The following is a 25863-nucleotide window of genomic DNA, read 5'->3' on the forward strand; positions in this document are numbered from 1 at the left end:
GATTTAACCGTACCGTTTGCGGCGATTCGGGCGGTATTATACTCCCCCGCAAATAAACCGAACGTAAACCAGACTTTGCCCATAGCGAAAACACGCTATAGCATTAGGCTCTACTGACCACGTTGTCATTGTTACAGGGAATACAGCATGCAGAACCGCCTTACGATAAAAGACATCGCGCGTTTAAGCGGCGTGGGGAAATCCACCGTATCGCGCGTGCTCAACAATGAGAGCGGTGTCAGCGAACGCACCCGCGAGCGCGTCGAGGCGGTAATGAATCAGCACGGTTTTTCCCCTTCCCGCTCTGCGCGCGCCATGCGCGGGCAAAGTGACAAAGTGGTTGCCATTATCGTCTCGCGTCTGGATTCCCTGTCCGAGAACCTCGCCGTTCAGACCATGCTGCCCGCCTTTTATGAGCAGGGCTACGACCCAATCATGATGGAGAGCCAGTTCTCCACGCAGCTGGTTGAAGAGCATCTGGGTATGCTCCAGCGGCGCAACATTGACGGCGTGGTGCTGTTCGGTTTTACCGGCATCAAAGAGGAGATGCTGAAGCCCTGGCAGGCGTCGATGGTGATGCTGGCGCGCGATGCCCACGGTTTTGCCTCCGTCTGTTACGACGATGAGGGGGCGATTATTACCCTGATGCAGCGTCTGTACGATAAAGGCCATCGCCATATCAGCTACCTCGGCGTACCGCATGCGGACGTTACCACCGGCAAACGGCGTCACGAGGCCTACCTGACCTTCTGTAAACAGCACAACCTTTCCGCCGTCGCGTCTCTGCCGGGTCTGGGAATGAAACAGGGCTACGAGCAGGTCGCCAGCGTGCTGACCCCGCAGACCACGGCGCTGGTGTGCGCCACCGATACCCTGGCGCTGGGCGCGAGTAAATATCTCCAGGAGCAACGCATAGAGGGACTGCAGATCGCGAGCGTAGGCAGTACGCCGCTGATGAAGTTCCTGCACCCGGAGATTATCACCGTCGACCCGGGCTACGCCGAGTCAGGCAGGCAGGCCGCTGCACAGCTGATCGAGCAGATCAACGGGCGTGCTGAGCCGCGTCAGATCGTGATTCCCGCCCACCTTTCATAACCCTCGTTTATCAGTTTATTGTGATCTTCGCCTGATTTCGGGAACGTTCCCATTTTCGCCGTCACGCTGAAGGAGTAGGCTTGCGCTCAGGTCATTACCCCCCTCACCATCGGTCATGAGGTTTCATGATGAGTAAAGTCAAACAAGAAGATATCGACCAGTTGATTGTCCTGGTAGGCGGCCGTGAAAACATCGCGACCGTCAGCCATTGCATTACCCGCCTGCGCTTCGTGCTGAACGACCCGTCCAAAGCCGATCCGAAAGCCATTGAAGCGCTTTCCATGGTTAAAGGCTGCTTCACCAACGCCGGTCAGTTCCAGGTCGTCATTGGTACCGAAGTGGGCGATTACTATCAGGCTCTGCTGGCGACAACCGGGCACAGTTCAGCCGATAAAGAGCAAGCCAAGAAAGCTGCACGCCAGAATATGAAATGGCACGAGCAGTTAATTTCCCACTTCGCGGAGATTTTCTTCCCGCTGCTCCCGGCGCTGATCAGCGGCGGTCTGATTCTGGGCTTCCGCAACGTTATCGGTGATGTGCCGATGAGCGACGGCAAAACCCTGGCGCAGATGTACCCGGCGCTGAAAACCGTTTACGACTTCCTGTGGCTGATTGGCGAAGCGATCTTCTTCTATCTGCCGGTCGGGATTTGCTGGTCAGCGGTGCGCAAAATGGGCGGCACGCCGATTCTGGGTATCGTGCTGGGCGTCACGCTGGTCTCTCCGCAGTTAATGAACGCTTACTTACTTGGTCAGCAGGTGCCTGAGGTGTGGAACTTCGGTCTGTTCACCATCGCGAAAGTGGGCTATCAGGCGCAGGTGATCCCAGCCTTGCTGGCCGGTCTGACGCTGGGCTTTATTGAAACGCGCCTGAAACGCATCGTACCGGATTACCTCTATCTGGTGGTGGTGCCGGTCTGCTCCCTTATTCTGGCCGTCTTCCTCGCCCATGCGTTTATCGGTCCGTTTGGCCGCATGATTGGCGACGGCGTTGCCTTCGCGGTACGTCACCTGATGACCGGCAGTTTCGCGCCGATTGGTGCCATGCTGTTTGGCTTCCTGTACGCCCCGCTGGTGATCACCGGCGTGCACCAGACCACGCTGGCAATTGATATGCAGATGATTCAGAGCCTGGGCGGTACACCGGTCTGGCCTATCATCGCGCTGTCTAACATTGCGCAGGCCTCGGCGGTCACGGGCATTATCCTGGTCAGCCGCAAGCATAACGAGCGTGAGATTTCTGTTCCGGCCGCCATCTCCGCCTACCTCGGCGTTACCGAACCGGCGATGTACGGTATCAACCTGAAATACCGCTTCCCGATGCTGTGCGCGATGATCGGCTCCGGTCTGGCAGGCCTGGTATGCGGTCTGTACGGTGTGATGGCGAACGGGATCGGTGTCGGCGGTCTGCCTGGTATTCTCTCCATCCAGCCCGCTTTCTGGCAGGTGTTTTCCCTGGCGATGGTCATCGCGATTGTCGTTCCAATGGCTCTCACCACCATGGTTTACCAGCGTAAGTACCGTCAGGGCGCGCTGCAGATTGTTTAACTTCATCTTTCGGGGCGCAGTTGCGCCCCTTCGCATTTGCAGGAACGCATTATGAATACCCTTCCTCACTGGTGGCAGAACGGCGTTATCTACCAGATCTATCCAAAGAGTTTTCAGGACACGACGGGCTGCGGTACCGGCGATTTACGCGGCGTCACGCAGCGGCTGGACTACCTGCAAACCCTCGGCATCGACGCCATCTGGCTGACGCCGTTTTATATTTCCCCGCAGGTAGATAACGGGTACGACGTGGCGAATTACACCGCCATCGACCCGGCCTACGGCACGCTGGATGATTTTGACGAGCTGGTCGCGCAGGCCCATCAACGCGACATTCGTATCGTGCTGGATATGGTGTTCAATCACACCTCAACGCAGCACGCCTGGTTCCGGGAATCGCTGAATAAAGAGAGCCCGTATCGCCAGTTCTACATCTGGCGCGACGGTACGCCGGAACAACTGCCCAATAACTGGCGCTCCAAATTTGGCGGCAACGCCTGGCGCTGGCACGCCGAGAGCGAGCAGTACTATCTGCACCTGTTCGCCCCCGAGCAGGCGGACCTCAACTGGGAAAACCCGCAGGTGCGCGCCGAGCTGAAAAAGGTATGCGAGTTCTGGGCCGACCGTGGCGTGGACGGTTTACGCCTCGATGTGATTAACCTGATTTCCAAAGACCAGGATTTCCCGGATGACGCCGTGGGCGATGGCCGTCGCTTCTATACCGACGGACCGCGCATTCATGAGTATCTTCAGGAGATGAGCCGCGACGTCTTTACCCCGCGAAACCTGATGACGGTAGGCGAGATGTCGTCGACCTCGCTGGAAAACTGTCAGCAATACGCCTCTCTCGACGGGCGCGAGCTGTCGATGACCTTCAACTTCCACCACCTGAAAGTGGATTACCCCGGCGGCGAAAAGTGGACCCTGGCCAGGCCGGACTTCGTGGCGCTGAAAACCCTCTTCCGCCACTGGCAGCAGGGCATGCACAACAAAGCCTGGAACGCGCTGTTCTGGTGTAACCACGATCAGCCGCGCATTGTGTCGCGCTTTGGCGATGAAGGGGAGTACCGTCCCCACGCCGCGAAAATGCTCGGCATGGTGCTGCACGGAATGCAGGGCACCCCGTATATTTACCAGGGCGAAGAGCTGGGTATGACCAACCCGCACTTCAGCCGTATAACCGATTACCGCGACGTTGAAAGCCTTAATATGTTCGCTGAACTGCGGGCCAACGGTCGCGCCCCTGAAGAATTGCTGGCTATTCTGGCGAGTAAATCCCGCGATAATGGCCGCACGCCAATGCAGTGGGATGCCACACACAGTGCGGGCTTTACCGAGGGTGAGCCGTGGATTGGCGTTTGCGACAACTACGAGACGGTCAATGCCCGTGCAGCGCTGGACGATACTGATTCGGTGTTTTACACCTACCAGACGCTGATTCGCCTGCGCAAAACCCTGCCGGTGCTGACGTGGGGAGATTATGAAGACCTGCTGCCTGACCACCCTTCCCTGTGGTGCTACCGCCGGCGGTCGCAGGGCCAGACGCTGATGGTGGTGGCAAACCTGAGCCGTGAGCGCCAGCAATGGGTTCCCGCCTCAGTACAGGGAGCCTGGCGGGTCGCACTGAGCAACTATGCGGATGCTCCCCCTCAGCCCGACAACCTGCTGTTGCGCCCGTTTGAAGCCATCTGGTGGATACAGGAATAACCCTCAAGAGATACAGCCTGCTGTATCTCTTTTTTTATGTTTAGCGATACGCTAAATGTACGACGATAACTTTTACTTCACGGTGTGCCAAAATAAGAATAGCCCTGCCATTTAAATAACCTCGGCAGGACATTATGAAAAAGACAATTATTAAAGCAACATGTATTAGCGCATTATTATTAAGTACCCAGGGATGGTGCGGAAATACCTCCGTCGATCTTCGCTTTGGTCATAATACGCGCTCAGACGTAAATGATTCACGTATTAAAGTGATGCATCAGGCTGATAACGGTTTTTACTTTTCCGTCGAAGCGGCGCAAAACCATAACGATACGTTCTTTGGTGATACCGACCGATATAATCCGGACGAAAAAGGGTTAACGGAGGCAGCACAGGAAATCGAAACGCGCTGGCGTTTTGATCTGGGAAATGGGTTCGCCATCGCGCCAGGGATGGTGACCGTCTTTACCGCCAGCAATACGCATTACCGCCCCTTCATCCAGGGCTGGAAAGCATTCGATAACGGCCTGAACCTGTCTGCCCGCTACCGCTATAACACCGTTAACGACGCGCACAGTGACAAACGCCTGGACGGCAGCGGCTACACCCGCCGCGAGTCGCACCAGTTCGACCTGTGGTTCGCGTACAACATCGGGAAATTCGGCATGTCCTATAACCCGCGCTTCCGCTGGCAGGATAATGTCGATCAGGGAACCGGGGATGATACCTACTGGGAGCACACCGTAGCGTTCAACTACAAGCTCGACGACGGCTGGACGCCTTACGTCGAACTGGTGTCGCTGGATAAAACCTACCTCACTCAGGATGGCAATCATGAAAATGATTACGCCATTCGTCTGGGTATCGTGAAACAGCTCTGACGGCCTGCCTACTCCGTATCGTGCTGCAGAAGCCTGCAGCCGATACGATCGACGGCGCTTAACAGGTCCAGCTGTCCCTCTCGCTGATATAAAGAGACGGCATTTATATCAATCGACAACGGCCAGCACAGCGTAGAAAGCCCGGCCAGCGTCGAACCCTGACGGGTAATCGCAATAATCTTTAGCCCCTTACGCAGCGCGTTACGCGCCATTTCTATCAGCGACTGCGTCTCCCCGGATTTACTGATCAACACCAGCGTGCCCTTCGATACCCGGGTCAACTGGTGCATATCATTCAGAATCAGGTGCGGCAGGCTCGCCAGTGACAAAAAACGCGACAGGTAGTTGAGGCTGGTGAGAGATGCCCCGCGTGCATATAAATAGATATGGCTGGAATGGGTCAGTAACCGGGACACGTCCACCACGATATCGTCTGCCTGCGGCCCCATCGCAGGCTCGGCAGGGACAGACGTAAAATGGTCGCGTAAAAACCGATAGCGAAGCTCGGTATAACTCTTATAGCCCATTTTCTTACAGACGCGATTCACCGAGGTGGTTGTCGTAAAAGTATCACGCGCAATCTCTTTTGCCGATATATCAGAAATATTGCGTGCGTGGTGCTGAATGTATTCAAATATCAAACGTTCACTTCCCTGAAATGAATTCATTTATTACGTCCTGTTAAAACCTAACAGGATATTAGCAGAATAGCGAAATAGTGTCTGGAAGGCGCTTCACATATTGCCACATAGCGTATGACGATACGTAATTAGTATTAGCAAACCTTAAACACTGTTTTAAGTTCTCTTTATACTTTCGCTATTTTCACACCCAGGGAATTATTACAATGATGAATCAAAAAATTATCGCTGTAACGGCTTGTCCTACAGGGATCGCGCACACGTTTATGGCGGCAAGTAAAATTATTGCATGGGCAAAAGAGCATAATATTGAGGTCAAGGTCGAAACGCAGGGCAGCGACGGCGTAAAAAACAGATTAACGAAACAGGATATTGCCTCCGCCACGGCCATTATTCTTGCAACCGACGTTCCCATTCAGGATGCAGAACGTTTTGAACACGTTCCTCACCTTCAGACCCGCACGCAGGAGCTGATTAAAAATACCGACCGCTACCTGCGTCAGGCGCTTGCCATGCAGAAAAACGTCACCACTGTGGCGGACGAAGACGCCATTCAGCGTTCGGCTTACCAGATTTTTATCGGCCATATCATGGCGGCCATCAGCTATATGTTACCGGTCGTGGTAATGGGCGGCCTGATGATGGCGACGGCCAAAATTACCGGGCAGTTTATAAACATTGAGCATTCGCCGTTCAGCGTGCTGGATAAAATGGGCTTTATGACCATCAAGTTCATGTACCCGGTCTTTGCGATGTATCTGGCCTTTTCCATTGCCGGTAAACCGGCGCTGATCCCCGGACTGATCGGCGGCATCATGTCAGATGAGGTCTACAAACGCTTCTTTGATATTGAAGGCTTTATGCCCTCCGGCTTTTTCGGCGCAATTGGCATCGGCTTTTTTGTCGGCTATCTGGTGCGCTGGCTGAATGATGCGATTCACGTCCGACAGCAGCTTACCACCCTTAAAACGATGCTGGTCGTTCCGCTGATCACCGGTATTACGCTGGTGATGGTAATGGAATATCTGATCAACCCGATTTTTGGTTCGCTTAACCAGCTGATGGTGGTCTTTTTTACCTCGGCGGGTGATACCGGACGCGGCTTCTACTCGGCCATGATCGCCGCGGGTACCGCGTTCGATCTCGGCGGCCCGGTCAACAAGGCGGCAGGATCGGTCGCGCTCGGCCTGAACGGCATGAGCGAGACATTTGATTTAACCGCCCGCGAGCTCTCCATCGTGATTCCTTCTATTGGGGTAGGCCTCGCCGCGTTCCTCAATGGGCGTTTTGGCCTGCCGGACGTGTTCAGCCGTGAAGAGAAAACCGTTGGCAGCACTTCGTTATTGCTGGGCTTTATCGGTATTTCAGAAGGCGCTATCCCGTTCATTCTGAAAAACCCACGCCTGATCCCCGTGTTCATGACAGGAGCCGTCGCGGGTGCGCTGGTGGCGATTGCCCTCGGCGTGAAGCAGACGTTGCCCCTGCCGGCTATCTGGGGCTGGCCGCTGGCGACCAATGTGGTCGGGTACCTGGCAAGCGTCTTTATTGGCGCACTGATTTGCGCCCTGGGCGTGCTTTATCTCAGCCCAAAGAACGCCAGATAAGGAGAGCGCAATGAGCCAGATCCACGTCATAGCCCATACCCACTGGGATCAGGAGTGGTATTTCACCCGCCAGGACAGCATGGTGCTGGCGTCATACAACTTTGCGGAGGTCATCGAGACGCTGGAGCAGGACCCGGCCTGGCAGTGCTATCACCTTGACGGACAGATGGCGGTAGTGGATGACTTTCTCGCCATCAATCCCGATTACCGGCCCCGGCTGGAAAAACTGGTCAGGGAGAAAAGCGTGTTTGTCGGGCCGTGGTTCACCCAGACGGATACCTACAACGTTCACGGCGAATCGATTATCCGCAACCTCAAGTACGGTATCTTCGCCGCTCGGGCGCTGGGGCATGCCATGCAGGTCGGTTATCTGCCGGATACCTTTGGGCATAACGCGCAGATGCCCACGATTTTGCAGGGCTGCAATATCGATAACATCGTTTTCTGGCGCGGTATCGACCACGACAATCAGGCCAAAAACAGCCAGTTTCTCTGGCGCGCGCCCTCAGGTGCAACCATCATCGCCTGTGCAATGGCGCTGGGGTATGGTGCGGCCAAGAACATGCGCGCGGAGGCCAGCCATCTGCACGGCAAGATCTACCCGATGGTGGATCTCCTGCGTTCACGGTCGCAGATTGACGACCTGCTCCTACCCTGCGGCGGCGATCAGGTGAGCATCGACCCGGCGCTGCCGCGTATCCTGCAGGCTGCCAGCGCGCACTCTCCCACGCAGGACCGTTACGTCCTCAGCTCGCTGGAGCAGTACGTCGCACTGCTGCGCACAAAACGGGAACAGCTGGCGTTATGGGAAGGTGAGCTGAAATCGCCGCGCTACACCCGCATTCACAAAACGATCGGGTCTGTGCGTTACGATATCAAAAAGAAAAATGCCGACATCGAGCAGTTCATCCTGCGACAGCTGGAGCCCACCATCGCCATGGCGCGTCATCAGGGCATTCCGGTCATGCTCCCGATTGTGGACACCCTCTGGAAGAAGCTTCTGCGAAGCCATGCCCACGACTCCATGGGCGGCTGCAACAGCGATGCCACTAACCGCGACATTCTTCATCGACTCGAGCAGACAGAGCAGCTTTGTCACAGCCTGTGGAATCTGGTGGTGAAGTCGCTGGCCGCCGCATGCTGTCAGGAGGGTGACCTGCTCATTTTCAACCCGCTGGCCACCCCGACCCGCTGCGTGATCCACACCACCCTGTACAGTCGGGCCGACAATATCACCCTGACGTATCAGGGCCAGCCGCTGCCCTTCGACGTTCTGGAACGCGAGACGTTACCCGGAGGAACGGCCATCTCCCTCACCTGTGAGGGCGAACGCGAAACACACCTTCCGCCTTATTTCCGCTGGCATGTTGTTCTGCAGACGCCTCTCCTGCCGCCGGTGGGCTATATCACCGTCAACGTAACAGACACACCGGCTCCGTTTGCCAGGACCTGCGCCGCGAAAGGAGAGGCGATAGAGAATACGGTTTATCGACTGACGCTGGAGGCCGGTACGCTGGTGCTTGAAGACAAGCGCAACGCCAGGCGCATCACGTCGTTATTCAGTCTTGAAGACTGCGCGGATGCCGGAGACAGCTATGATTTCTCGCCGCTCGCGGGCGATGAACCGACGCGCTGCGCGCATTTCACGCTGATCGACTGCAGCAAAACCCCTCTTTGCCAAACGATGGTGCTTGAGGCGGTCATGTCGCTGCCGCCGGATCTCGCTGGACGCCGGGAAAATACCCGCACGCCGTTATCAATGCGCATAGTGTGCGAATTACGTCACGACGATCCGAACCTGCATGTTGATAGCTCGCTGGTAAACAACCACTGCGATCACCGGCTGCGTTTACTGATCAACAGCGATATTTGCACCCGTCACTCCCTCGCCTCGCAGCCGTTCTCGATAATCGAGCGTAAAACGGGGTACGACGATACTCACTGGCAGGAGCGCTATCGCGAGAAGCCCGTGGATATTGAAACCAGCGAGGGCATCATCGCTATCGCGCAAGCGGGCAAAGCGCTGGTCGTGAATAGCCGTGGCATGAAAGAGTTTCAGGTTATTGGAAGCGCTCCGGCAGTCATTGCCCTGACCTTATTCAAATCAACCGGCGTACTGGGGCGCAGCGATCTTGACTGGCGACCCGGTCGGGCGTCTGGCATTAACAATACGGTGGTCGACACGCCCGATGCGCAGCTGCTCAAACCGCTGCACTTTTCCTTCACCGTGGCGCTGGCCGATAACGCAGACCATCTGACGCTGCGCCAGCTGGAGAATCAGGCGACGGGTCACCCCTTCACCTATCAACGGCAAACGCTGCATACCCTCGATAACCGGCTTGAGCGTTTTTCGCTGCGCCTGCCCGAACGCACGTTGCCGGCAGAATTTTCGTTATTCGCCTTACCGGAACCGCTCGTTCTTTCTGCCCTGCCCCATGCGCAACGATCGCCTGGCACGATCGCCCGCGTGTTCAACGCCGGGACGCAGCCTGTCCCTGTTCCGGCTGGCCTGGCAGAGCGTCCCCAGCTCAATTATCTGGAAGAACACGTGCCATCGGTGACGATGATCCCCCCTTCTGCGACCTGTGATTTTTTGATTGAGGCTTAACATGAACTTGCTTGAACTCACGCACCCCGAACTGGTGTTTATTAACCCACCCTGCCGCACGCCTGAAGCGCTGATCCGCTGGCTCTCCGAACCGCTTGTCGGGCGAAACGTCATCACCGATAAAGACGCCTTTATCCAGAGCGTCTTACACCGCGAAAGTGAAGGTCCCACCGCGCTGGGCGAAGCGCTGGCCGTTCCGCACGGTAAATCAGACGCGGTGCAGCAGGCGGCGTTTTGCCTGGCGCTTTTTGATGAGCCGGTTATCTGGCCGGGGCTGGAAGGCGATGAAGCGGTCAGGATGGTTTTTCTGCTCGCCATCCCGCACGCCGAGGCCGGCAGTACGCATATGCAGCTGCTGACGACGCTGACCAGTTCGCTGGCGGAAGAGCGGGTTCGTAACGCGCTTCTGGCGGCGCGCACCGGCGAAGAAGCGCTGTCCGCGTTGCGCAGAGAAACGCCACAAAACGCGGACGCCGAACCCGGGCGCTCACTTGTTATCCCGCTGATACTCGGGAGTATTGCGGCGGCAGCCTTTCTCCAGGCCGGACTGAACTGGGCATGCGGGGTGAGTTAACCGACTGGCGCTCGGCACATGCTGCTGAGCGCTTGTTTTTGTTGAATAATTAATCAGAATTTTCCCTCTCGTCTTTACAAACGCTGGAGTGCCCGTCGTTTGTACTCTCGTCTTTTTACTTTGTTCTGAATCAAATAAATCGCAAACATGTTTGATGCAAATCACTATATGTAGCACTTAAAATGCACGCCGACCCAACATATTGTATTTATCGTCTACTATTCCAACAACAAGACGGCGACTCAGCTCTCCGGAATTGTGGATAACACGCGTTGGGAACGTGGGAAGTCTCTGGCCTGGCTGACAATACGCCCGGTGAATACTTCTCCACCTTTGTGGATAACCTGTTTTTAAAAATGGAGTGATCATGACACCGCATGTGATGAAACGTGATGGCTGTAAAGTGCCGTTTAAATCAGAGCGCATCCAGGAAGCCATTCTGCGTGCAGCTAAAGCAGCGGGTGTCGATGACGCAGATTACTGCGCCACCGTCGCAGAAGTCGTTAGCAGCCAGATGAACGAACGCAGCCAGGTCGATATCAATGAGATCCAGACCGCGGTTGAGAACCAGCTGATGGCGGGCCCCTACAAGCAGTTAGCCCGTGCCTATATCGAATACCGCCACGATCGGGACGTTCAGCGTGAGAAACGCGGTCGTCTTAATCAGGAGATTCGTGGCCTGGTGGAGCAGACCAACTCCGCCCTGCTGAATGAAAATGCCAACAAAGACAGCAAAGTGATCCCCACCCAGCGCGACCTGCTGGCCGGTATTGTTGCCAAACACTATGCCCGTCAGCACCTGCTGCCGCGCGACGTGGTCTCGGCGCATGAGCGCGGTGAGATCCACTACCACGATCTCGATTACTCGCCCTTCTTCCCGATGTTCAACTGTATGCTCATCGACCTGAAAGGCATGCTGACCCACGGTTTTAAAATGGGTAATGCCGAGATTGAGCCGCCAAAATCGATCTCCACGGCCACTGCGGTCACGGCGCAGATTATCGCTCAGGTCGCCAGCCATATTTACGGCGGCACCACCATTAACCGCATTGATGAAGTACTGGCACCGTTCGTCACGGCAAGCTTCAATAAACACCGTCAAACCGCTGAAGAGTGGCAAATCCCGGACGCCGAGGGCTACGCGCACTCCCGTACCGAAAAAGAGTGCTACGACGCGTTCCAGTCGCTGGAATATGAGGTGAACACCCTGCATACCGCCAATGGTCAGACGCCGTTTGTGACCTTCGGTTTTGGTCTGGGTACCAGTTGGGAATCAAGCCTGATTCAGCAGTCTATCCTGCGCAACCGTATCTCCGGGCTTGGTAAAAACCGTAAGACAGCGGTGTTCCCGAAACTGGTGTTCGCTATCCGCGACGGCCTGAACCACAAGTTTGGCGATCCTAACTACGACATCAAACAGCTGGCGCTGGAGTGTGCGAGCAAGCGCATGTACCCGGACATCCTGAACTACGACCAGGTGGTCAAAGTGACCGGCTCGTTTAAAACGCCAATGGGCTGCCGCAGCTTCCTCGGCGTGTATGAAGACGAAAACGGCGAACAGGTTCACGACGGCCGTAACAACCTCGGCGTGATCAGCCTCAACCTGCCGCGTATCGCCCTCGAAGCCAAAGGCGACGAAGCGGCCTTCTGGGCGCTACTGGACGAACGTCTGCAGCTCGCACGAAAGGCCCTCATGACCCGTATCGCGCGTCTGGAAGGGGTGAAAGCCCGCGTTGCGCCCATCCTGTATATGGAAGGGGCCTGCGGCGTGCGCCTGAAGGCGGACGATGACGTGTCGGAGATCTTCAAAAATGGTCGCGCGTCGATTTCTCTGGGCTACATCGGTATTCACGAAACGATCAACGCGCTGTTCGGCAACCAGCACATGTATGACAGCGACGCCCTGCGTGAAAAAGGTGTCGCCATTGTTCAGCGCCTGCGCGATGCGGTTGACCAGTGGAAAGACGAAACCGGCTACGGCTTCAGCCTGTACAGCACCCCGAGTGAAAACCTGTGTGACCGTTTCTGCCGCCTGGATACCGCTGAATTTGGCATTGTCGAAGGGGTAACCGACAAAGGGTACTACACCAACAGCTTCCACCTCGACGTGGAGAAGAAGGTGAACCCTTACGACAAGATCGACTTTGAAGCCGCGTATCCGCCCGTCGCGAACGGTGGCTTCATCTGCTACGGCGAGTATCCGAACATTCAGCACAACCTGAAGGCGCTGGAAGATGTCTGGGATTACAGCTATCAGCACGTGCCGTATTACGGGACCAACACCCCGATTGACGAGTGCTACGAGTGTGGCTTTACCGGTGAGTTTGAGTGCACCAGCAAAGGCTTCACCTGCCCGAAATGCGGTAACCACGATGCGGCTCGCGTCTCGGTGACCCGCCGCGTATGTGGCTATCTCGGGAGTCCCGATGCGCGTCCGTTTAACGCCGGTAAGCAGGAAGAGGTTAAGCGACGCGTGAAACATTTGGGGAATGGGCAGATCGGTTAAGGCGTCGGGGGTTTCCCCTCACCCTACCCCTCTCCCTCCGGGAGAGGGAACCGAACGCGCACCTACGTTTTCCCCTTCTCCCTGTGGGAGAGGGCTGGGGTGAGGGCACCCGCGCACACACACTCTGGACATCTTCTTATGCGATATCATCAATACTATCCCGTCGACATCGTCAACGGCCCCGGCACCCGCTGCACCCTGTTTGTCTCAGGCTGCGTCCATGAATGCCCCGGCTGTTACAACAAAAGCACCTGGCGCCTGAATTCAGGCCTGCCGTTCACCGCGGAAATGGAACAGCGGATCATCAACGATCTCAACGACACGCGCATTCCCCGCCAGGGGATTTCACTCTCCGGTGGCGACCCGCTTCACCCGCAAAACGTGCCGGACATTCTGAAGCTGATAAAACGCATTCGCCGCGAATGTGCAGGCAAGGATATCTGGGTCTGGACGGGTTATAAGCTTGAAGAACTGAATGCTGAACAGAGGGAAGTGGTGGATTTGATTAACGTACTGGTTGACGGCAAGTTTGTGCAGGATTTAAAAGACCCTGCGCTGATCTGGCGCGGCAGCAGCAACCAGGTTGTGCATCATTTGCGGTGATCGCTAAAGCCGTTTGTTTACGTCATGATAAACGGCTGATTTCTCTCTCTTACCGATAGCAATAACACATACCGTCACAACGTAGTCCTGAACCTGATAGACCAAACGATAACCCTGGGATCTGAGTTTTATCTTGTCGCAATCAGGCAGGCCATGCAGGCGAGCCGATTCAATCCTGGAGTTCATCAACACGTTCGCAAGCTTCTTCTTAAACTGATTTTTACGGTATCACCCAGCCTGGTCCACTCCTTGAACGCCCTCGGATCAAATACGAGTTCATAAGTCATCCAGCCTAACCTTAATTCCTTTTTGCGGATTAGCCAGCCGCTCCCGGACTGTGTGTATGAGTTCATCTTCACTGTCGCTGACAGTGACCGTTTTCACCGGCATACGCCCCGTCTCCGCAACGTACTGAAACAGTAACCGAACGGCTTCCGTTGGCGTGATATTGAGTTTTTCAAGCACGGCATAAGCCTCGTTTTTGAGTTTGTCATCCAGACGGACGTTCAGCGTGGCCATTATGTCTCCAGTGAAATCGAATGTGTAATGCATTTTAGCATTACATTTGCATTACATAGAATTCTGGATAACGTCTCTCAAAACCGGCTCACACTCTCCATCGCCACCGCTTTAAACCCGGCGAAATCATTGCAACTGCACAGCCGTGACATGGCGCGCTCACGCAGGAAAGTCACGAAAATATCGTAAATCGCCATCGCCTCTTCGTACTCGCGCTTGCTGATGGCGAGCAGGAAAATCACATGGGCATGTTTCATCCCCCCAGGCAATACCCTGCGGTGCCAGCACGGTGTAAACCACCGTTTTTTGTGCCAGTAGCCCGAGGGAGTGCGGTAGCGCAATGCCGTCGCCCAGCATGGTGCTGACGATGGCCTCTCGCTCCACGACCGAATCCAGAAACTCCGCGCCAACAAACCCCTCTTCTTCGAGCTGCTCGCACAGCTCCCGGAACAGCGTTTGCTGGTCAATCGGCCTGTCGATAATGCGGAAATGGGCGGCATCGAAGTATTTATCCAGCATCCACGGGCGGGTTCGGTCCACCAGCACCAGCTTACCTATCTGCTCAAGCTGGTAGTCCGTCGGGAACGGGGCGATCATCACCACCGGTTTAGACTTTTCGCTCACCCGGGCGGTCGAGATAACAAAGTCTTCGCCGATCGGTTCCGCCAGCTCATACTCGCGCAGCGTGAGCGTGCGGGTCACCTCAATTTGCGGATATTTGCGCTGCAACACCGCTTCAATCATCCGGACCATCGCATTCCCGGCATCGCAAACTAACAGCACCCGCGGCTGGCGCTGGTAGCCGATGTTGTAGTGGCGCTCCAGCCCGACACCGATATGCAGCACCAGGAAACCGATCTCGTTTTCGCTGATCACATACGGCGTGTATTTCCCCCAGCTCGACACTGCCGCGAGGGTCATATCCCATGCCATCGGGTAGTGCTGCTTGATGTTATCCAGAAGCGGATTCGGGATCATGATTTGATAGCGCACGCGGGTGATCATGGTTTTGATGTGGGTGAGCAGATCCGCATGCAGTTGCTCGTCGCTGAGCAGGTTGTAGTTATAGTGGGTATTGATGTAGCGCAGGATGTAATTGACCAGCGCTTCGTCGTCATCGGCATTGATGGCACTGGGGGCAATCTCCTGGATCTGGCGTGCCGCGATGTGAACGCAGAGCCAGCTCTCTTCTGAAGGCGAAAGCGCTTTATCCGCCAGCTGTTGAATGGTCACAGCGATGTCTTTCGCCGCCTCACGGACATTCTCGGCCACATCTTCTGCGTGAAATTCCGGCAGCGGATAGCCCTCGCTGATGCGACGCACCGACACCGCACAGTACAGGCGCAGGAACAACTCGCCCTCGTCAGTCAGACGAATGTGATGCCGCGTCAGCGCATCGTGCAGCACGGGAACCATCTGCTCCGCCACCCCCGCATTGAGCGCAACGTCGGTCACCAGCGGGTTCAGGCTATCCTGCTGTGCCAGCTCCCAGAGCAGATCGGTGAGACAGGCGCGGGTCGCCATCTCGCTGCCAAACAGCTTCATGCCGTGGCGCGGTCGGGTTTCCAGCGTCAGGTTGTAGCGGTGGAACCACTCGCGCACTTCCACCATGTCACTTTGCAGCGTCGCACGGCTGACAAACCACTCATCCGCCAGATCCTCCAGCTTGAGCGAAAACGCGGAGGTAAGAAAACGGACCACCAGATAGTGCACGCGCTCCGGCCCGGTGCGGGGAATGCGCAGCGCGCGCGGGGTGGGAGGACTGAAGCTGCTGATAGCGTTCTGCATCGTCAATTTTGAGCTGATAGCCATTGCCGCGGCTGAGAATAAACTGCGCGCCGTGGCTCGCCAGCAGCGCGTTCAGGGCAGTGATATCAGCGCGGACGGTTCGCGTGGAGACCGACAGCCGCTGCGCCAGTTCGTCCTGCGGCAGCGTCTCGTTTTGCAACAGATCGAAAAGTTGCGCTAAACGTTGGTTCGGAAATCGCACGGGGTTGTCCTCTTACGGCTTAGGGTGAAATGACCATCTGGGATGGGCTGCCGACCGGGGTATAGTCCGGCTCGGCGCTGAGTTTGCCGTCCTGCGCCACGCGAAAACGGGTAATGTTGTCGCTGCGCTGATTCATGACGTACAGCCAGCGCCCCTGTTTGTCGAGCGTCAGGGTGCGCGGGTAATCACCACGCGTCCACACATCGTCCTGATGCGTCAGCGTGCCATCCGCTGTTACGGTAAAGTGCCCGATGCTGTTATGCAAACGGTTAGCCACATACAGCTGTTTGCCATCGGCACTGAGCGCCAGCCCGGCGGCAAAGCTGGTGCCTTTATAGCCGTGTGGCAGGGCGGAGAGGGTTTTCCCCTCCTGCAGCCTGCCTCGCGCATCCAGCGTATAGTGCGTGAGCGTGGATGCCTCTTCGTTAATCAGCCATAACGCATCGCCTTTCGGCGTAAAGACGAAATGCCGCGGACCGGCCCCTTTCGAGGAGGCACTGATAAACGGCGGATCGTTCGGGGTCAGCTTGCCTGTTTGATCGTCAAAACGGTACTGGTAGATACGATCCAGACCCAGATCGGTAGAAAAAACGTATTTCCCGCGCGGATCGGCGGCGATCATGTGCGCATGGGGGCCATTGTGATCGCTAATGGCAAAACTGCCTTCCACCGCCGCCGCCGGTTTCGCCGCGCCCGGCTCTCCCCGATCCTGATGCGTGTCCGTCGCCTCCCCCAGACTGCCGTCTGCATTAACGGGCAGAACAGCAATCGAGCCGCTGACGTAGTTCGCCACCAGCAGGTGGTGACCCTTTGGCGTCAGGGAGAGATAGACCGGCCCCGCCCCGCCGGACGCCACCTGATTAAGCTCGCTCAGTTCACCGTTATCGCTCACGCGCAGCGCCTGCACCACGCCCTGCTCCACTTCGCTCGCCAGATAGAGCGTCTTACCATCCTGCGAGACGGTGAGCTGCGCGGCGTTTGGCAGCGTGCTGACCAGCGTTTTATTCGACAGCGCGCCAGTGTGAGGATCGACCGTAAAGCGGTACAGCCCCTCGCCGTTGGGGTTGTACGTCCCGACCCAGGCGTAATGGGTCTGGGCGATGGCAGTGGTAGCGAGTAACGAGAGTGAAGCGACGAGCAGATTGCGGGTGTGCATGGTGGCTCCTTTGGTTTTGTGCGGTTTGTGCCCCTCACCCTAACCCTCTCCCCAAAGGGGAGAGGGGACGATTACACCCTCTCCCCTTTGGGGAGAGGGTTAGGGGTGAGGGGTAAAGACTACTTAGCCAGCTTCTTCGTCATCTCCAGCAGCGTACGCACATCTTCCGGACGCGTGTCGCCGCTGGCTTTGTCGATAATCGAGCTGTAGATATGCGGAATGATTTTACTCACGCCCGCATCAAGGGCGATCTGCAGGATCGCTTCATAGTTCTCCAGATCGATCCCACCGGTCGGCTCCAGCCAGAAATCGTGACGGGCGCAGGCTTCCGCCACTGCCTGGTATTCGTCCCGACACGCCAGACCTCCCATCGGGAAGTATTTGATGGAGCTGCCGCCAAAATCTTTCAGCAGGGCAATCGCGGTTTCAACCGGCACAATGCCGTCCGGCGCCGTGCTGCTCAGCGGACCGGTGGAGATTTTCACCTTGCCAACGGTGCCGGTCGGAGAGACCAGGCCGTTGACCACGGATTCACTCTGCCCCAGCAGCGCACGGCTGGTTGCCACGCCGGTGAACACCTGGTTAACGTGCTGCGGCTGCACCTGACGGGCGATCTCACTGACCATCGCGGACTGGTTCGGATCGCCCGCGCCGAGGCCCACAGAGAGCGCATTATCGATAAGCTGAGCGTAGTCGCGCATATCGGCAACCGCACTGGCGACATCCGGGTAATTTTTGGAGAGCACGCCCACCAGCACGTGGCCTTCCGCCGCCTCGTAAATGGCGCTGGCGTTGGCTTTCGATCCTGCCAGCACGTTCAGGCAGACGCGGTCACGGTAAAAGTTGGGGGTCAGTTTCATGCCTTTTTCTCCTGTCCTAACACTTCACTAATGCGGCGATAAACAATGTTCAGCTGATCGGCATTCACGCTGCGCACGTCCGCTTCGATAATCCCTTCGTTGGCCTTGTAGCCACGGAAGTAAATGGCGTACTCGCCCTGCTTCAGCGCGGTCACCAGGTCGCCGGTGCCAACACCGGTGGTAGCTTCATCAAACTTAATCTCGGTACGGGCGATATCGCGACCGGCACTGTCCCAGACCACGCGTGCCGTCACGCCGTTAAGGGTATTAAGCGCGTCAATAAATGGCGTCATCTTCGCCACCATCTCTTCGCCGCTCTCTTTGGTCGCCGTCAGGTAGTGTTCGATGGCACAGGTGAGGCCGAGGATCCCCTCTTTACCCACTTTCATTGCGCGGCCAATCCCCGCCGTCTGGCGTTTCACCCACTCAACATACTGCGTTTTGCCGATCACCAGCCCGCTGGTTGGCCCTTCAATCGCTTTCGCACCGCTGTAGATAACCAGATCGGCACCGGAGCGGTAGTAAACGTGAAGATCTTCTTCCGCGGCCGCATCCACGATCAGCGGCAGATCGTGCTTACGCGCCACCACCGCCGCCTGCTCTACGCTGAGCATGCTTTTCTGCACGCAGTGGTGAGACTTGATGTAAAGAATGGCCGCGGTACGCGGCGTGATGGCCGCTGCCAGCTGATCGGCGGAGCATTCGTTCGCGTAGCCCGCTTCCACCAGCTTGCCGCCGCCCAGCACCACCATGGTGCCTACCGGTGCGCCAAAGTTAACGTTATGGCCTTTCGGCAGCACGATTTCGTTGTTCTCAATCGGGGTGACGTGCAGGTTCTCCAGCAGCCAGTCGCTGTCTTTGACCAGCACCGCCGCCACGGACTGGGCGATGCCCGCTGACGCGCAGGAGACCACCGTCGCCCCTTCCACATCCAGCAGCTTTGCGATGTATTCGCCGGTTTTGTTGACCAGATCCTTCATCTCGAAATAGTGATTCATGCCATCCATCGCCGCCTGCACCACGTCCGGGCGCGGCGTGGAAACCCCCAGCGCCGTCATACGGCCTGAGGTGTTGATGACTTGCTTTAAGTGATACTTCTCATAAATCGAAGGCATGTTCCGTGCTCCCTTGTTCGGTCATGTAGCCCTTGCCTGCGCGGATGGCGGCAAGCGGCACCAGAATGTGTTCAGCCTGCAGGCTGTCATTTTCAGCATCCACCAGCAGCGTTGGCTGGCGTTTTATCGTGAACAGCGTCAGGTCAGCATCAAGACCTGGCTGAATACGGCCTTTGTGCGTCAGACGCAGCCCGTCGGCGGCGTTCGCGGTGACGCACTCAATCACCTGCGGCAGCGACATGCCGATGGCGAGAAACTTCGACATCACGCTTGCCAGCGACCCTACCGGGCCGTTAATGCGGTTGCGGCAGTAAATATCCGAGCTGATGGTGTGTGGCAAAATGCCCATCGCAATGGCGCGTCTCGCCACCTCAAAGCTAAAGCTCGCGGTACCGTGCCCGACGTCCAGGCGCACACCGCGTTTCAGGGCGGAGGTGATGGACGCACGCAGTTCACCGGATGGCGTCAGAATGCGGTTCGGCTTGCCGTTGTAGCAGTGGGTGATGATGTCGCCTGAGCTGAGCAGGTCGGCAATTTCATCGAGGTTGGGCGGGTTGTTGCCGATGTGCACCATCAGCGGCAGGTCGCCGTTCTCTTTCTGGATGGCTTTCGCGCGCTCAAGCGGCGTTATACCGTTTTCGCCAACCACGCTGCTGCTCATGCGCGCTTTCAGGCCAACGATAAAATCCGGGTAGCGCGTAACGGCCTGCTTCACGGCCTTCGCATCAATGTTGGCCATATTGGCCAGTTCGTTCTGGGCAATCAGCCCCACGCGGGAGATGTTCAGTAAGGCATAAACGTCGGTTGAGGCTTTACGGGTGATTTCATAAAAATCGTCCACGTCATCCGCGCCGGTACTGCCGGCATCCACCACCGAGGTCACGCCGGTGGCGATGCCCACGCTGTCCGGTTCGTCGTGATAAATAGGGGAGTTCGGGTAGCAGTGAACGTGGGAGTCAATCCAGCCTGCGCTGACGAACACTTCACCGTTCAACTCAACCGTTTTACGGGCGGGCGCGGTAATGTCGCCCACCGCCGCGATTTTTCCGTCCTGAATGGCGATATCAGTCAGGGTATCGTCGGTGAGGCGCGCACGGCGCAGGAGTAAATCAAACATGAGGATCTCCTGATAAGGCGGGCGCCGGAGCGCCCGCGGGCATTAAAGGGCGACCGGGAACAGCCAGCCCAGAATCATTGCACCGAGAATGGCGCCACCGGTAATCGGCTTCTGCCAGATATAGAACAACAGCGCACCTACCAAAGAGCCGACGCCAATAGGAATGGAGGCAGTCATGGCGCTGAGGATAATCAACGGCCCGAGGAAACGACCGGAGGCGTTACCGGCGCCCATCATCACGTCCGCCCCGTAGGTGGAGTTGCTCTGATTGATGGTGAACTTACGCGCCAGAATGATGACGTAGCCAATTGCCAGGCCAATCACCAGGCCGGTGATCAGCGCGGCGATAAAGTTGGTCACCGGGAACATGATGCCCGCGCCCAGCAGCAGCGCCGGAACCCCGAGGCCCACCCCGGTCTGGATCGCCCCGCCGATATCAAGGATACCGACCAGCGACCCTTCGATAATACGGGCGAACAGGAAGCTCGCACCGAACGCCGCCACCGCGCCGTAAACGCCGGTATCCATCCCCGCTTTCAGCATCGCCACGAAGGCCACTTCGTTGAACGCGCCGATGCCGTAGAGGTAGTACATATGCGTCCCGGCGAAAACACCGGAAGAGAGCAGGCCAACGAAGATCGGGAACGACCAGTCGGCATACCAAAAACCTTTATTCTGTTCCATGTCGAGGCTCCTGTTATTTACCGCTGAGCGCGTTGTGGATCATGTCGAGCCAGTTCGGCACGGTCAGATGGAAGGATTCGATCATCTTCATGTCGAAGCCACGGAAGAAACCGCTCAGCACGAACAGCGCCACGATGGCCGCCATCATCACTTTGGTGACGTGGTTCCATCCGCTCTCTTCAACGCCCTTACCAATCAGGATACCCAGCACCAGACCCGGTACGGCGTTACCCATGATCAGCTGCGCCGCGCCGCCAAAAATGGTGGCCCAGAAGCCCGATTTTTTACCCGCATCGATGGCGGCCAGCCAGAAGATCACCGGCATCACGGTGTTGACCAGCAGGTTTGCTGCAGGTACCAGCACCTTCACGGCGGTCACCTGAAGCGCAGCCGGAACAGAAGAGGCGGTGAGGTTAAGGAAGGTGACGACAATCATGCCGATCACGCCGCAGGCAATCGCCATTTTGCGCGGATCGTGCAGCGTTTCGCCGACGTTACGGTTTTTAATCATCAGTGCTGCAGCACCCCAGTTCGGGATGATGCGGTGGTCAACGTCCTGTGTGAATGCCCCTGCAGCCACGGAAGAGGCCCAGGCGTTAAAGAAGAAGCCTAACCCGAAGGAGAAGTGAGAAGCCGGATCCCCTTCACAGGAGTTCAGTTCCCCCAACGTACGAAACGCGCCCATACCCTGAGTGGTAGGCGCATGAAACATGCGTGCAGCCCCGGCCCCCACACCGACGCCAACCAGGCCGCCAATGATGAGCGATTTTATTAATATAATTAAGAACATCAGTCTGCCCTTTTATGAATAATCAGCGTTGCGTGACGAAATCCACCTGGTCGAGATTGATGGCAGTCACGTTGACGGTCACATCCAGCTCCACGCTGTAGGTGCGTCTTTCCCGGCGCAAAAAGAAGAACAGAAAAGCTTCTTTACGCACCGCTTCTTGCGCCTGAACGACCTGCACATCCTGTGGCTCAATACGCAGTAAGATATGCGGTGAGGCTTTCATCACCGCGGCCTGAACGTGGTTGAGCGCATCAGCAAAGGCGCGCGCTTTAGCGTCGCCTTTGCCCTTCACTCTCACCGTGGTTGTGAACTGTTCTTTCATGCTTATGCGCCGTGTTTCTTCTGCCACGCCTGAACCAGACGCTCGCCCAGCTCTTCTTTATCCATAAAGCCAAAGCCCAGCACATTGCAGCCTTCATTGATGGCGGTGACGCCTTCATCCACTGAACGCATGCCGTATTTGGCTTTGTAGCCATATTTGGTTTGTGCGGTGATGGCACCCGCGCCGCCGCTGCCGCAGAAAGAGATGCCGAAGGTGGCATTTTCCGCTTTCATCACGTCACCGAGCTTCATGTCTGCCGCCACACCCGGCACGACAACCGCGCGTCCACCGGCTTTTTCAACGCCTGCCGCCACTTTCTGACCTTTACCCAGGCGATCGCCAATCACGACTGTAATCTGTTCCATGTGTTGCTCCTTAAAGGTTGTCTTTCGCGACTTCGAAGTGAACGGAGAGCAGCCAGGCCTCTTCATCAGGAAGGTTGCCAAACTGCGCGACCACTTCACGGGCAAGCCGCATTGAATCGGGAGAAATTTCGTCGAACAGCTCGGCTTCAACCTCCGGCAGCGGCTCGCCGGTCACGGACCGGTGCGCCATCGCGCGAACGTGGGAGGTGAGCATCTGTTCCTGTACTGCGTTGGGGATGATGTTGTGCCGGGCCAGCAGGGCATACACCTGCGCCAGCATAGTGTTAGCGAGCTGCTCTGTTTGCACCGCCTGATCTCCAACGTCGTTCATTACCGCTCCGTTAATCACTCGTCTTACCCCGTTAATGGCTCTGGAATAAAACTAACGTTGGGGGGGAATTGTTTGTAGCGAGTTGTTTTCCACTTCGAAGTGGAAAGGCGAGCACCGGCAGTGATCTGTGCCACATAAATATGCTGAATATAGATAAATCACTGTATTTACGTGATGAATATCACGCTATCTGACGGCAATTAAGGGGGCGTGGGAGCGAAAAAGATTATGGGCAGACGTGCAAATATGTGAGGTGGATAAGGTTTTCTTATGCCCGGAAAGCAAACATGCGGGGGCGATTAACCACCCCCGCACGGGGAAAGCGCGTACCGAGAATTAACGATACTTTTTGTGATAGGTATTACGCGTGGTCACAAACTGGTCGGCTGCCGCCTGGGCTTCCTTCACTTTGCCTTCGTTGGCAAGCTTCAGTGCACTGTCAATCTGACCGACCAGCACGTCAAAGCCGTGGCGGTAGTCTTTCATCTCAGCGCTGTCTGCCGCTTTATTTTCCAGCTTTGGCGGCGTGGATTTCTGCGCGTCCAGTGCCGCTTCACGCATTTTGGTCAATGCGCCTTTCATTTCCGCCGCATTGTCCGTTTTCTGCACCACCTTCAGGTTTTCACTGAGGATGCCCATGTCGTCTTCAAGATCGGCAGCAAACGCAGAAGAACCAAGAACCAGCGTTGACGCTGCGACGATCGCTAACAGGTGTTTACGCATTGCTCACTTCCTTTTTTATTATTAAAACGCCTTTACGGGTATTACTGCCCGGCGATTTTCATCTCCGGTAAGAGGACTGAACCACACTGTATATTGCTACGTGTTTCAATATCGTTACCGACAGTAACAATATTGCGCCACATGTCTTTCAGGTTGCCGGCGATGGTAATTTCGCTAACCGGATACTGAATTTCACCGTTCTCAACCCAGAAGCCCGCCGCGCCGCGCGAATAATCGCCGGTAATGCCGCTTACGCCCTGGCCCATTAACTCGGTGACGACCAGACCGGTGCCCATCTCTTTAAGCATCTGCTCAAAGCTCAGGCCCTGACCCGCGATTCGCCAGTTGTGAATGCCGCCCGCGTGACCGGTGCTTTTCAGCCCCAGCTTGCGCGCGGAGTAGTTGGTCAGCAGCCACTGCGTCAGAATGCCGTCTTTGATGATATCGCGGCGCTCGGTGCGCACACCTTCACTGTCGAACGGCGTCGAGGCCAGCCCTTTCAGCAAGTGCGGATGCTCTTCAATGGTCAGCCATTCCGGCAGGATCTGCTTGCCCAGCGAGTCGAGCAGGAACGTCGATTTACGGTAAACGGAGCCCCCGGCAATCGCCCCCACCAGGTGGCCAAACAGGCCGGTCGCCACTTCATTGGCAAAAATGACCGGGGCTTTCATGGTGGAGAGTTTACGTGGCGACAGACGGGACAGCGTGCGCTGCGCGCATTCTGCGCCAACCCACTCAGGAGACTGCAAATCGCCCAGCGCGCGACCGATGGTGTAGGCGTAATCACGCTCCATATCCCCATTCTCTTCAGCGATAACGCAGCTGGAGAGCGAATGACGCGTTGAGCAGTAGCCCTGCAGCATCCCGTGGCTGTTACCAAACACTTTGATACCGTAGTGGCTGTTAAAACTTCCGCCTTCGGTATTGGTGATGCGTTTATCGGCCTTCAGAGACGCCTGCTCGGCACGGGCAGCCAGTTCGATCGCTTCGTCCGGCGTCACTTCCGCCGGGTGGAAAAGATCGAGATCCGGGGCATCGAATGCCAGCAGCTCTTTGTCGGCAACGCCGGCGTAAGGATCGGGCGAGGTGTAACGCGCAATATCCAGCGCAGCCTGCACCGTACGGGCAATGGCATCCGGGCTGAGATCGGTCGATGACGCGCTGCCTTTGCGATTCTGGTGATAAACCGTGATCCCCAGGGCGCCATCGCTGTTGAATTCTACATTTTCCACTTCGCCGTAGCGGGTGCTGACGCTGATGCCGGTGGTTTTGCTTACCGCCACTTCGGCGCCATCTGATTTACCTGAAGCGAGCGTCAGCGCGGTGGAGACGGCTTCTTCCAGAATCTTACGCTGCGCTTCAACTTGTGAGGTTACTTTCATCGCAAATGCCATACTGTAAGAGAGAGTTAATTGAAGTCTAACAGAGAACCGTTTTTCAGTGCGCGTCTTAACTGGTAACATTAGCCTCTTTTTTTAAGGAGCCTGACATGACTAAGCAGCCCGAAGACTGGCTCGACGACGTTCCCGGTGATGACATCGAAGACGAAGATGATGAGATCATCTGGGTCAGTAAAAGTGAAATTAAACGTGACGCCGAAGAGTTAAAACAGCTTGGCGCGGAAATGGTAGAACTGGGTAAAAACGCGCTGGATAAACTCCCGCTCGACCAGGATCTGCGCGATGCCATTGAACTGGCACAGAAAATCAAGAAAGAAGGCCGTCGCCGTCAGCTTCAGCTTATCGGTAAAATGCTGCGTCAGCGTGACGTTGAACCGATCCGCCAGGCGCTGGACAAACTGAAAAACCGCCACAACCAGCAGGTTGCGCTGTTCCATAAGCTTGAGCAGATCCGCGATCGTCTGATTGAACAAGGTGATGATGCGGTACCGGAAGTACTGAACCTGTGGCCGGATGCCGATCGCCAGCAGCTGCGTTCGTTGATCCGCAATGCCCAGAAAGAGAAAGAAGCGAACAAGCCGCCGAAGTCTGCACGCCTGATTTTCCAGTATCTGCGTGAGCTGTCTGAAAACGAAGAGTAAGCACAGCATCGCTGAGTGCCCTCAACCCCGCCCCTCTCCCTGTGGGCGAGGGAGAAAAAGCCCGGTAAGCGTGAGCGCTACCGG

General features: G+C 56.5%; 23 protein-coding genes and 2 pseudogenes. 10 read left to right on the forward strand and 15 right to left on the reverse strand.

What is annotated here, in order from left to right; genetic code table 11:
• The first annotated feature begins 147 nt into the window (after positions 1 to 147).
• From treR to QE396_RS14410, 4 genes are all read left to right on the forward strand, one after another.
• Entirely contained in the window at positions 148 to 1095 is a 948-nt protein-coding gene (treR, locus tag QE396_RS14395) for a trehalose operon repressor TreR (RefSeq protein ID WP_014168396.1), read from the forward strand.
• A gap of 128 nt (positions 1096 to 1223) precedes the next feature.
• On the forward strand, positions 1224 to 2642 hold the full coding sequence (gene treB / locus QE396_RS14400) for a PTS trehalose transporter subunit IIBC (RefSeq protein ID WP_047366582.1): 1419 nt from the start codon (positions 1224 to 1226) through the stop codon (positions 2640 to 2642).
• Positions 2643 to 2693: 51 nt separating this feature from the next.
• Positions 2694 to 4349, forward strand: a complete 1656-nt coding sequence (treC, locus tag QE396_RS14405; RefSeq protein WP_044867606.1) for an alpha,alpha-phosphotrehalase — start codon at positions 2694 to 2696, stop codon at positions 4347 to 4349.
• Between the two features lie 134 nt (positions 4350 to 4483).
• Positions 4484 to 5230: an oligogalacturonate-specific porin KdgM family protein gene (locus QE396_RS14410; protein ID WP_025205757.1), complete on the forward strand. Its 747-nt coding sequence runs from the start codon at positions 4484 to 4486 to the stop codon at positions 5228 to 5230.
• An 8-nt stretch (positions 5231 to 5238) separates the two neighbouring features.
• Here the strand turns inward: QE396_RS14410 and QE396_RS14415 are convergent, their stop codons facing one another.
• Positions 5239 to 5898 (reverse strand): MurR/RpiR family transcriptional regulator, encoded by a 660-nt coding sequence (locus tag QE396_RS14415; protein ID WP_047366509.1) that lies wholly within the window; start codon positions 5896 to 5898, stop codon positions 5239 to 5241.
• A 179-nt stretch (positions 5899 to 6077) separates the two neighbouring features.
• Between QE396_RS14415 and QE396_RS14420 the strand changes: the two genes are divergently transcribed.
• The 5 genes from QE396_RS14420 (at position 6078) to nrdG (ending at position 13766) form a co-directional block, all read left to right on the forward strand.
• Positions 6078 to 7475, forward strand: a complete 1398-nt coding sequence (locus QE396_RS14420; protein WP_071993116.1) for a PTS fructose transporter subunit IIC — start codon at positions 6078 to 6080, stop codon at positions 7473 to 7475.
• Between the two features lie 10 nt (positions 7476 to 7485).
• Positions 7486 to 10083, forward strand: a complete 2598-nt coding sequence (locus QE396_RS14425) for a glycoside hydrolase family 38 C-terminal domain-containing protein (RefSeq protein ID WP_047366508.1) — start codon at positions 7486 to 7488, stop codon at positions 10081 to 10083.
• A 1-nt stretch (position 10084) separates the two neighbouring features.
• Positions 10085 to 10657: a PTS sugar transporter subunit IIA gene (locus QE396_RS14430; RefSeq protein ID WP_032679517.1), complete on the forward strand. Its 573-nt coding sequence runs from the start codon at positions 10085 to 10087 to the stop codon at positions 10655 to 10657.
• A 367-nt stretch (positions 10658 to 11024) separates the two neighbouring features.
• Positions 11025 to 13163: an anaerobic ribonucleoside-triphosphate reductase gene (gene nrdD / locus QE396_RS14435; protein WP_309951490.1), complete on the forward strand. Its 2139-nt coding sequence runs from the start codon at positions 11025 to 11027 to the stop codon at positions 13161 to 13163.
• 138 nt (positions 13164 to 13301) lie between these two features.
• Complete coding sequence (gene nrdG / locus QE396_RS14440; protein ID WP_047366507.1) at positions 13302 to 13766, forward strand: anaerobic ribonucleoside-triphosphate reductase-activating protein; 465 nt, start codon at positions 13302 to 13304, stop codon at positions 13764 to 13766.
• Between the two features lie 3 nt (positions 13767 to 13769).
• Here nrdG and QE396_RS14445 read toward each other — a convergent pair.
• The 14 genes and pseudogenes from QE396_RS14445 to pmbA all read right to left on the reverse strand — a co-directional run bounded on the left by QE396_RS14445 (position 13770) and on the right by pmbA (position 25132).
• A pseudogene (locus QE396_RS14445) lies at positions 13770 to 14053 on the reverse strand (type II toxin-antitoxin system RelE/ParE family toxin).
• Positions 14043 to 14285 (reverse strand): type II toxin-antitoxin system RelB/DinJ family antitoxin, encoded by a 243-nt coding sequence (locus QE396_RS14450; RefSeq protein ID WP_032679513.1) that lies wholly within the window; start codon positions 14283 to 14285, stop codon positions 14043 to 14045. The pseudogene QE396_RS14445 and the gene QE396_RS14450 overlap by 11 nt, the downstream one beginning before the upstream one ends.
• Positions 14286 to 14362: 77 nt before the next feature.
• Positions 14363 to 16275, reverse strand: a pseudogene (locus QE396_RS14455) (BglG family transcription antiterminator).
• Positions 16276 to 16294: 19 nt separating this feature from the next.
• Positions 16295 to 17431 carry a lactonase family protein gene (locus QE396_RS14460; RefSeq protein WP_047366506.1) on the reverse strand — a complete coding sequence of 379 codons (1137 nt, stop codon included), beginning with the start codon at positions 17429 to 17431 and terminating at the stop codon, positions 16295 to 16297.
• Positions 17432 to 17550: 119 nt separating this feature from the next.
• Positions 17551 to 18291 carry a 2-dehydro-3-deoxy-phosphogluconate aldolase gene (locus QE396_RS14465; protein WP_014168382.1) on the reverse strand — a complete coding sequence of 247 codons (741 nt, stop codon included), beginning with the start codon at positions 18289 to 18291 and terminating at the stop codon, positions 17551 to 17553.
• Entirely contained in the window at positions 18288 to 19406 is a 1119-nt protein-coding gene (locus QE396_RS14470) for a DgaE family pyridoxal phosphate-dependent ammonia lyase (protein WP_047366505.1), read from the reverse strand. The genes QE396_RS14465 and QE396_RS14470 overlap by 4 nt, the downstream gene beginning before the upstream one ends.
• Positions 19390 to 20523, reverse strand: a complete 1134-nt coding sequence (locus QE396_RS14475) for an amidohydrolase/deacetylase family metallohydrolase (protein ID WP_020882901.1) — start codon at positions 20521 to 20523, stop codon at positions 19390 to 19392. Before QE396_RS14475 ends, QE396_RS14470 begins: the two co-directional genes overlap by 17 nt.
• Positions 20524 to 20565: 42 nt before the next feature.
• Entirely contained in the window at positions 20566 to 21207 is a 642-nt protein-coding gene (locus QE396_RS14480; RefSeq protein ID WP_014882285.1) for a DUF4310 family protein, read from the reverse strand.
• Positions 21208 to 21220: 13 nt separating this feature from the next.
• Complete coding sequence (locus tag QE396_RS14485; RefSeq protein ID WP_014168378.1) at positions 21221 to 21997, reverse strand: DUF4311 domain-containing protein; 777 nt, start codon at positions 21995 to 21997, stop codon at positions 21221 to 21223.
• Positions 21998 to 22019: 22 nt separating this feature from the next.
• Positions 22020 to 22319, reverse strand: coding sequence for a DUF4312 family protein (locus QE396_RS14490; RefSeq protein WP_006810338.1), 300 nt, complete (start codon positions 22317 to 22319; stop codon positions 22020 to 22022).
• A gap of 2 nt (positions 22320 to 22321) precedes the next feature.
• The gene (locus QE396_RS14495) at positions 22322 to 22684 is read right to left on the reverse strand and encodes an SFCGS family glycine-rich protein (RefSeq protein ID WP_003830384.1); all 363 of its coding nucleotides are present in this window, start codon (positions 22682 to 22684) and stop codon (positions 22322 to 22324) included.
• Positions 22685 to 22694: 10 nt separating this feature from the next.
• Positions 22695 to 23033 (reverse strand): glycine dehydrogenase, encoded by a 339-nt coding sequence (locus QE396_RS14500; protein ID WP_014168376.1) that lies wholly within the window; start codon positions 23031 to 23033, stop codon positions 22695 to 22697.
• Positions 23034 to 23351: 318 nt separating this feature from the next.
• Positions 23352 to 23738, reverse strand: coding sequence for a cytochrome b562 (cybC, locus tag QE396_RS14505; RefSeq protein WP_047366504.1), 387 nt, complete (start codon positions 23736 to 23738; stop codon positions 23352 to 23354).
• A gap of 41 nt (positions 23739 to 23779) precedes the next feature.
• Positions 23780 to 25132, reverse strand: coding sequence for a metalloprotease PmbA (gene pmbA / locus QE396_RS14510; RefSeq protein WP_020882904.1), 1353 nt, complete (start codon positions 25130 to 25132; stop codon positions 23780 to 23782).
• 95 nt (positions 25133 to 25227) lie between these two features.
• On the opposite strand from pmbA, the gene yjgA reads away from it, so the two are divergent.
• The gene (gene yjgA / locus QE396_RS14515; protein WP_014168373.1) at positions 25228 to 25779 is read left to right on the forward strand and encodes a ribosome biogenesis factor YjgA; all 552 of its coding nucleotides are present in this window, start codon (positions 25228 to 25230) and stop codon (positions 25777 to 25779) included.
• Positions 25780 to 25863 lie beyond the last annotated feature (84 nt).

It is taken from the genome of Enterobacter sp. SORGH_AS_0287 (genome assembly GCF_031453695.1).
Classification (GTDB): Bacteria; Pseudomonadota; Gammaproteobacteria; order Enterobacterales; family Enterobacteriaceae; genus Enterobacter; species Enterobacter ludwigii.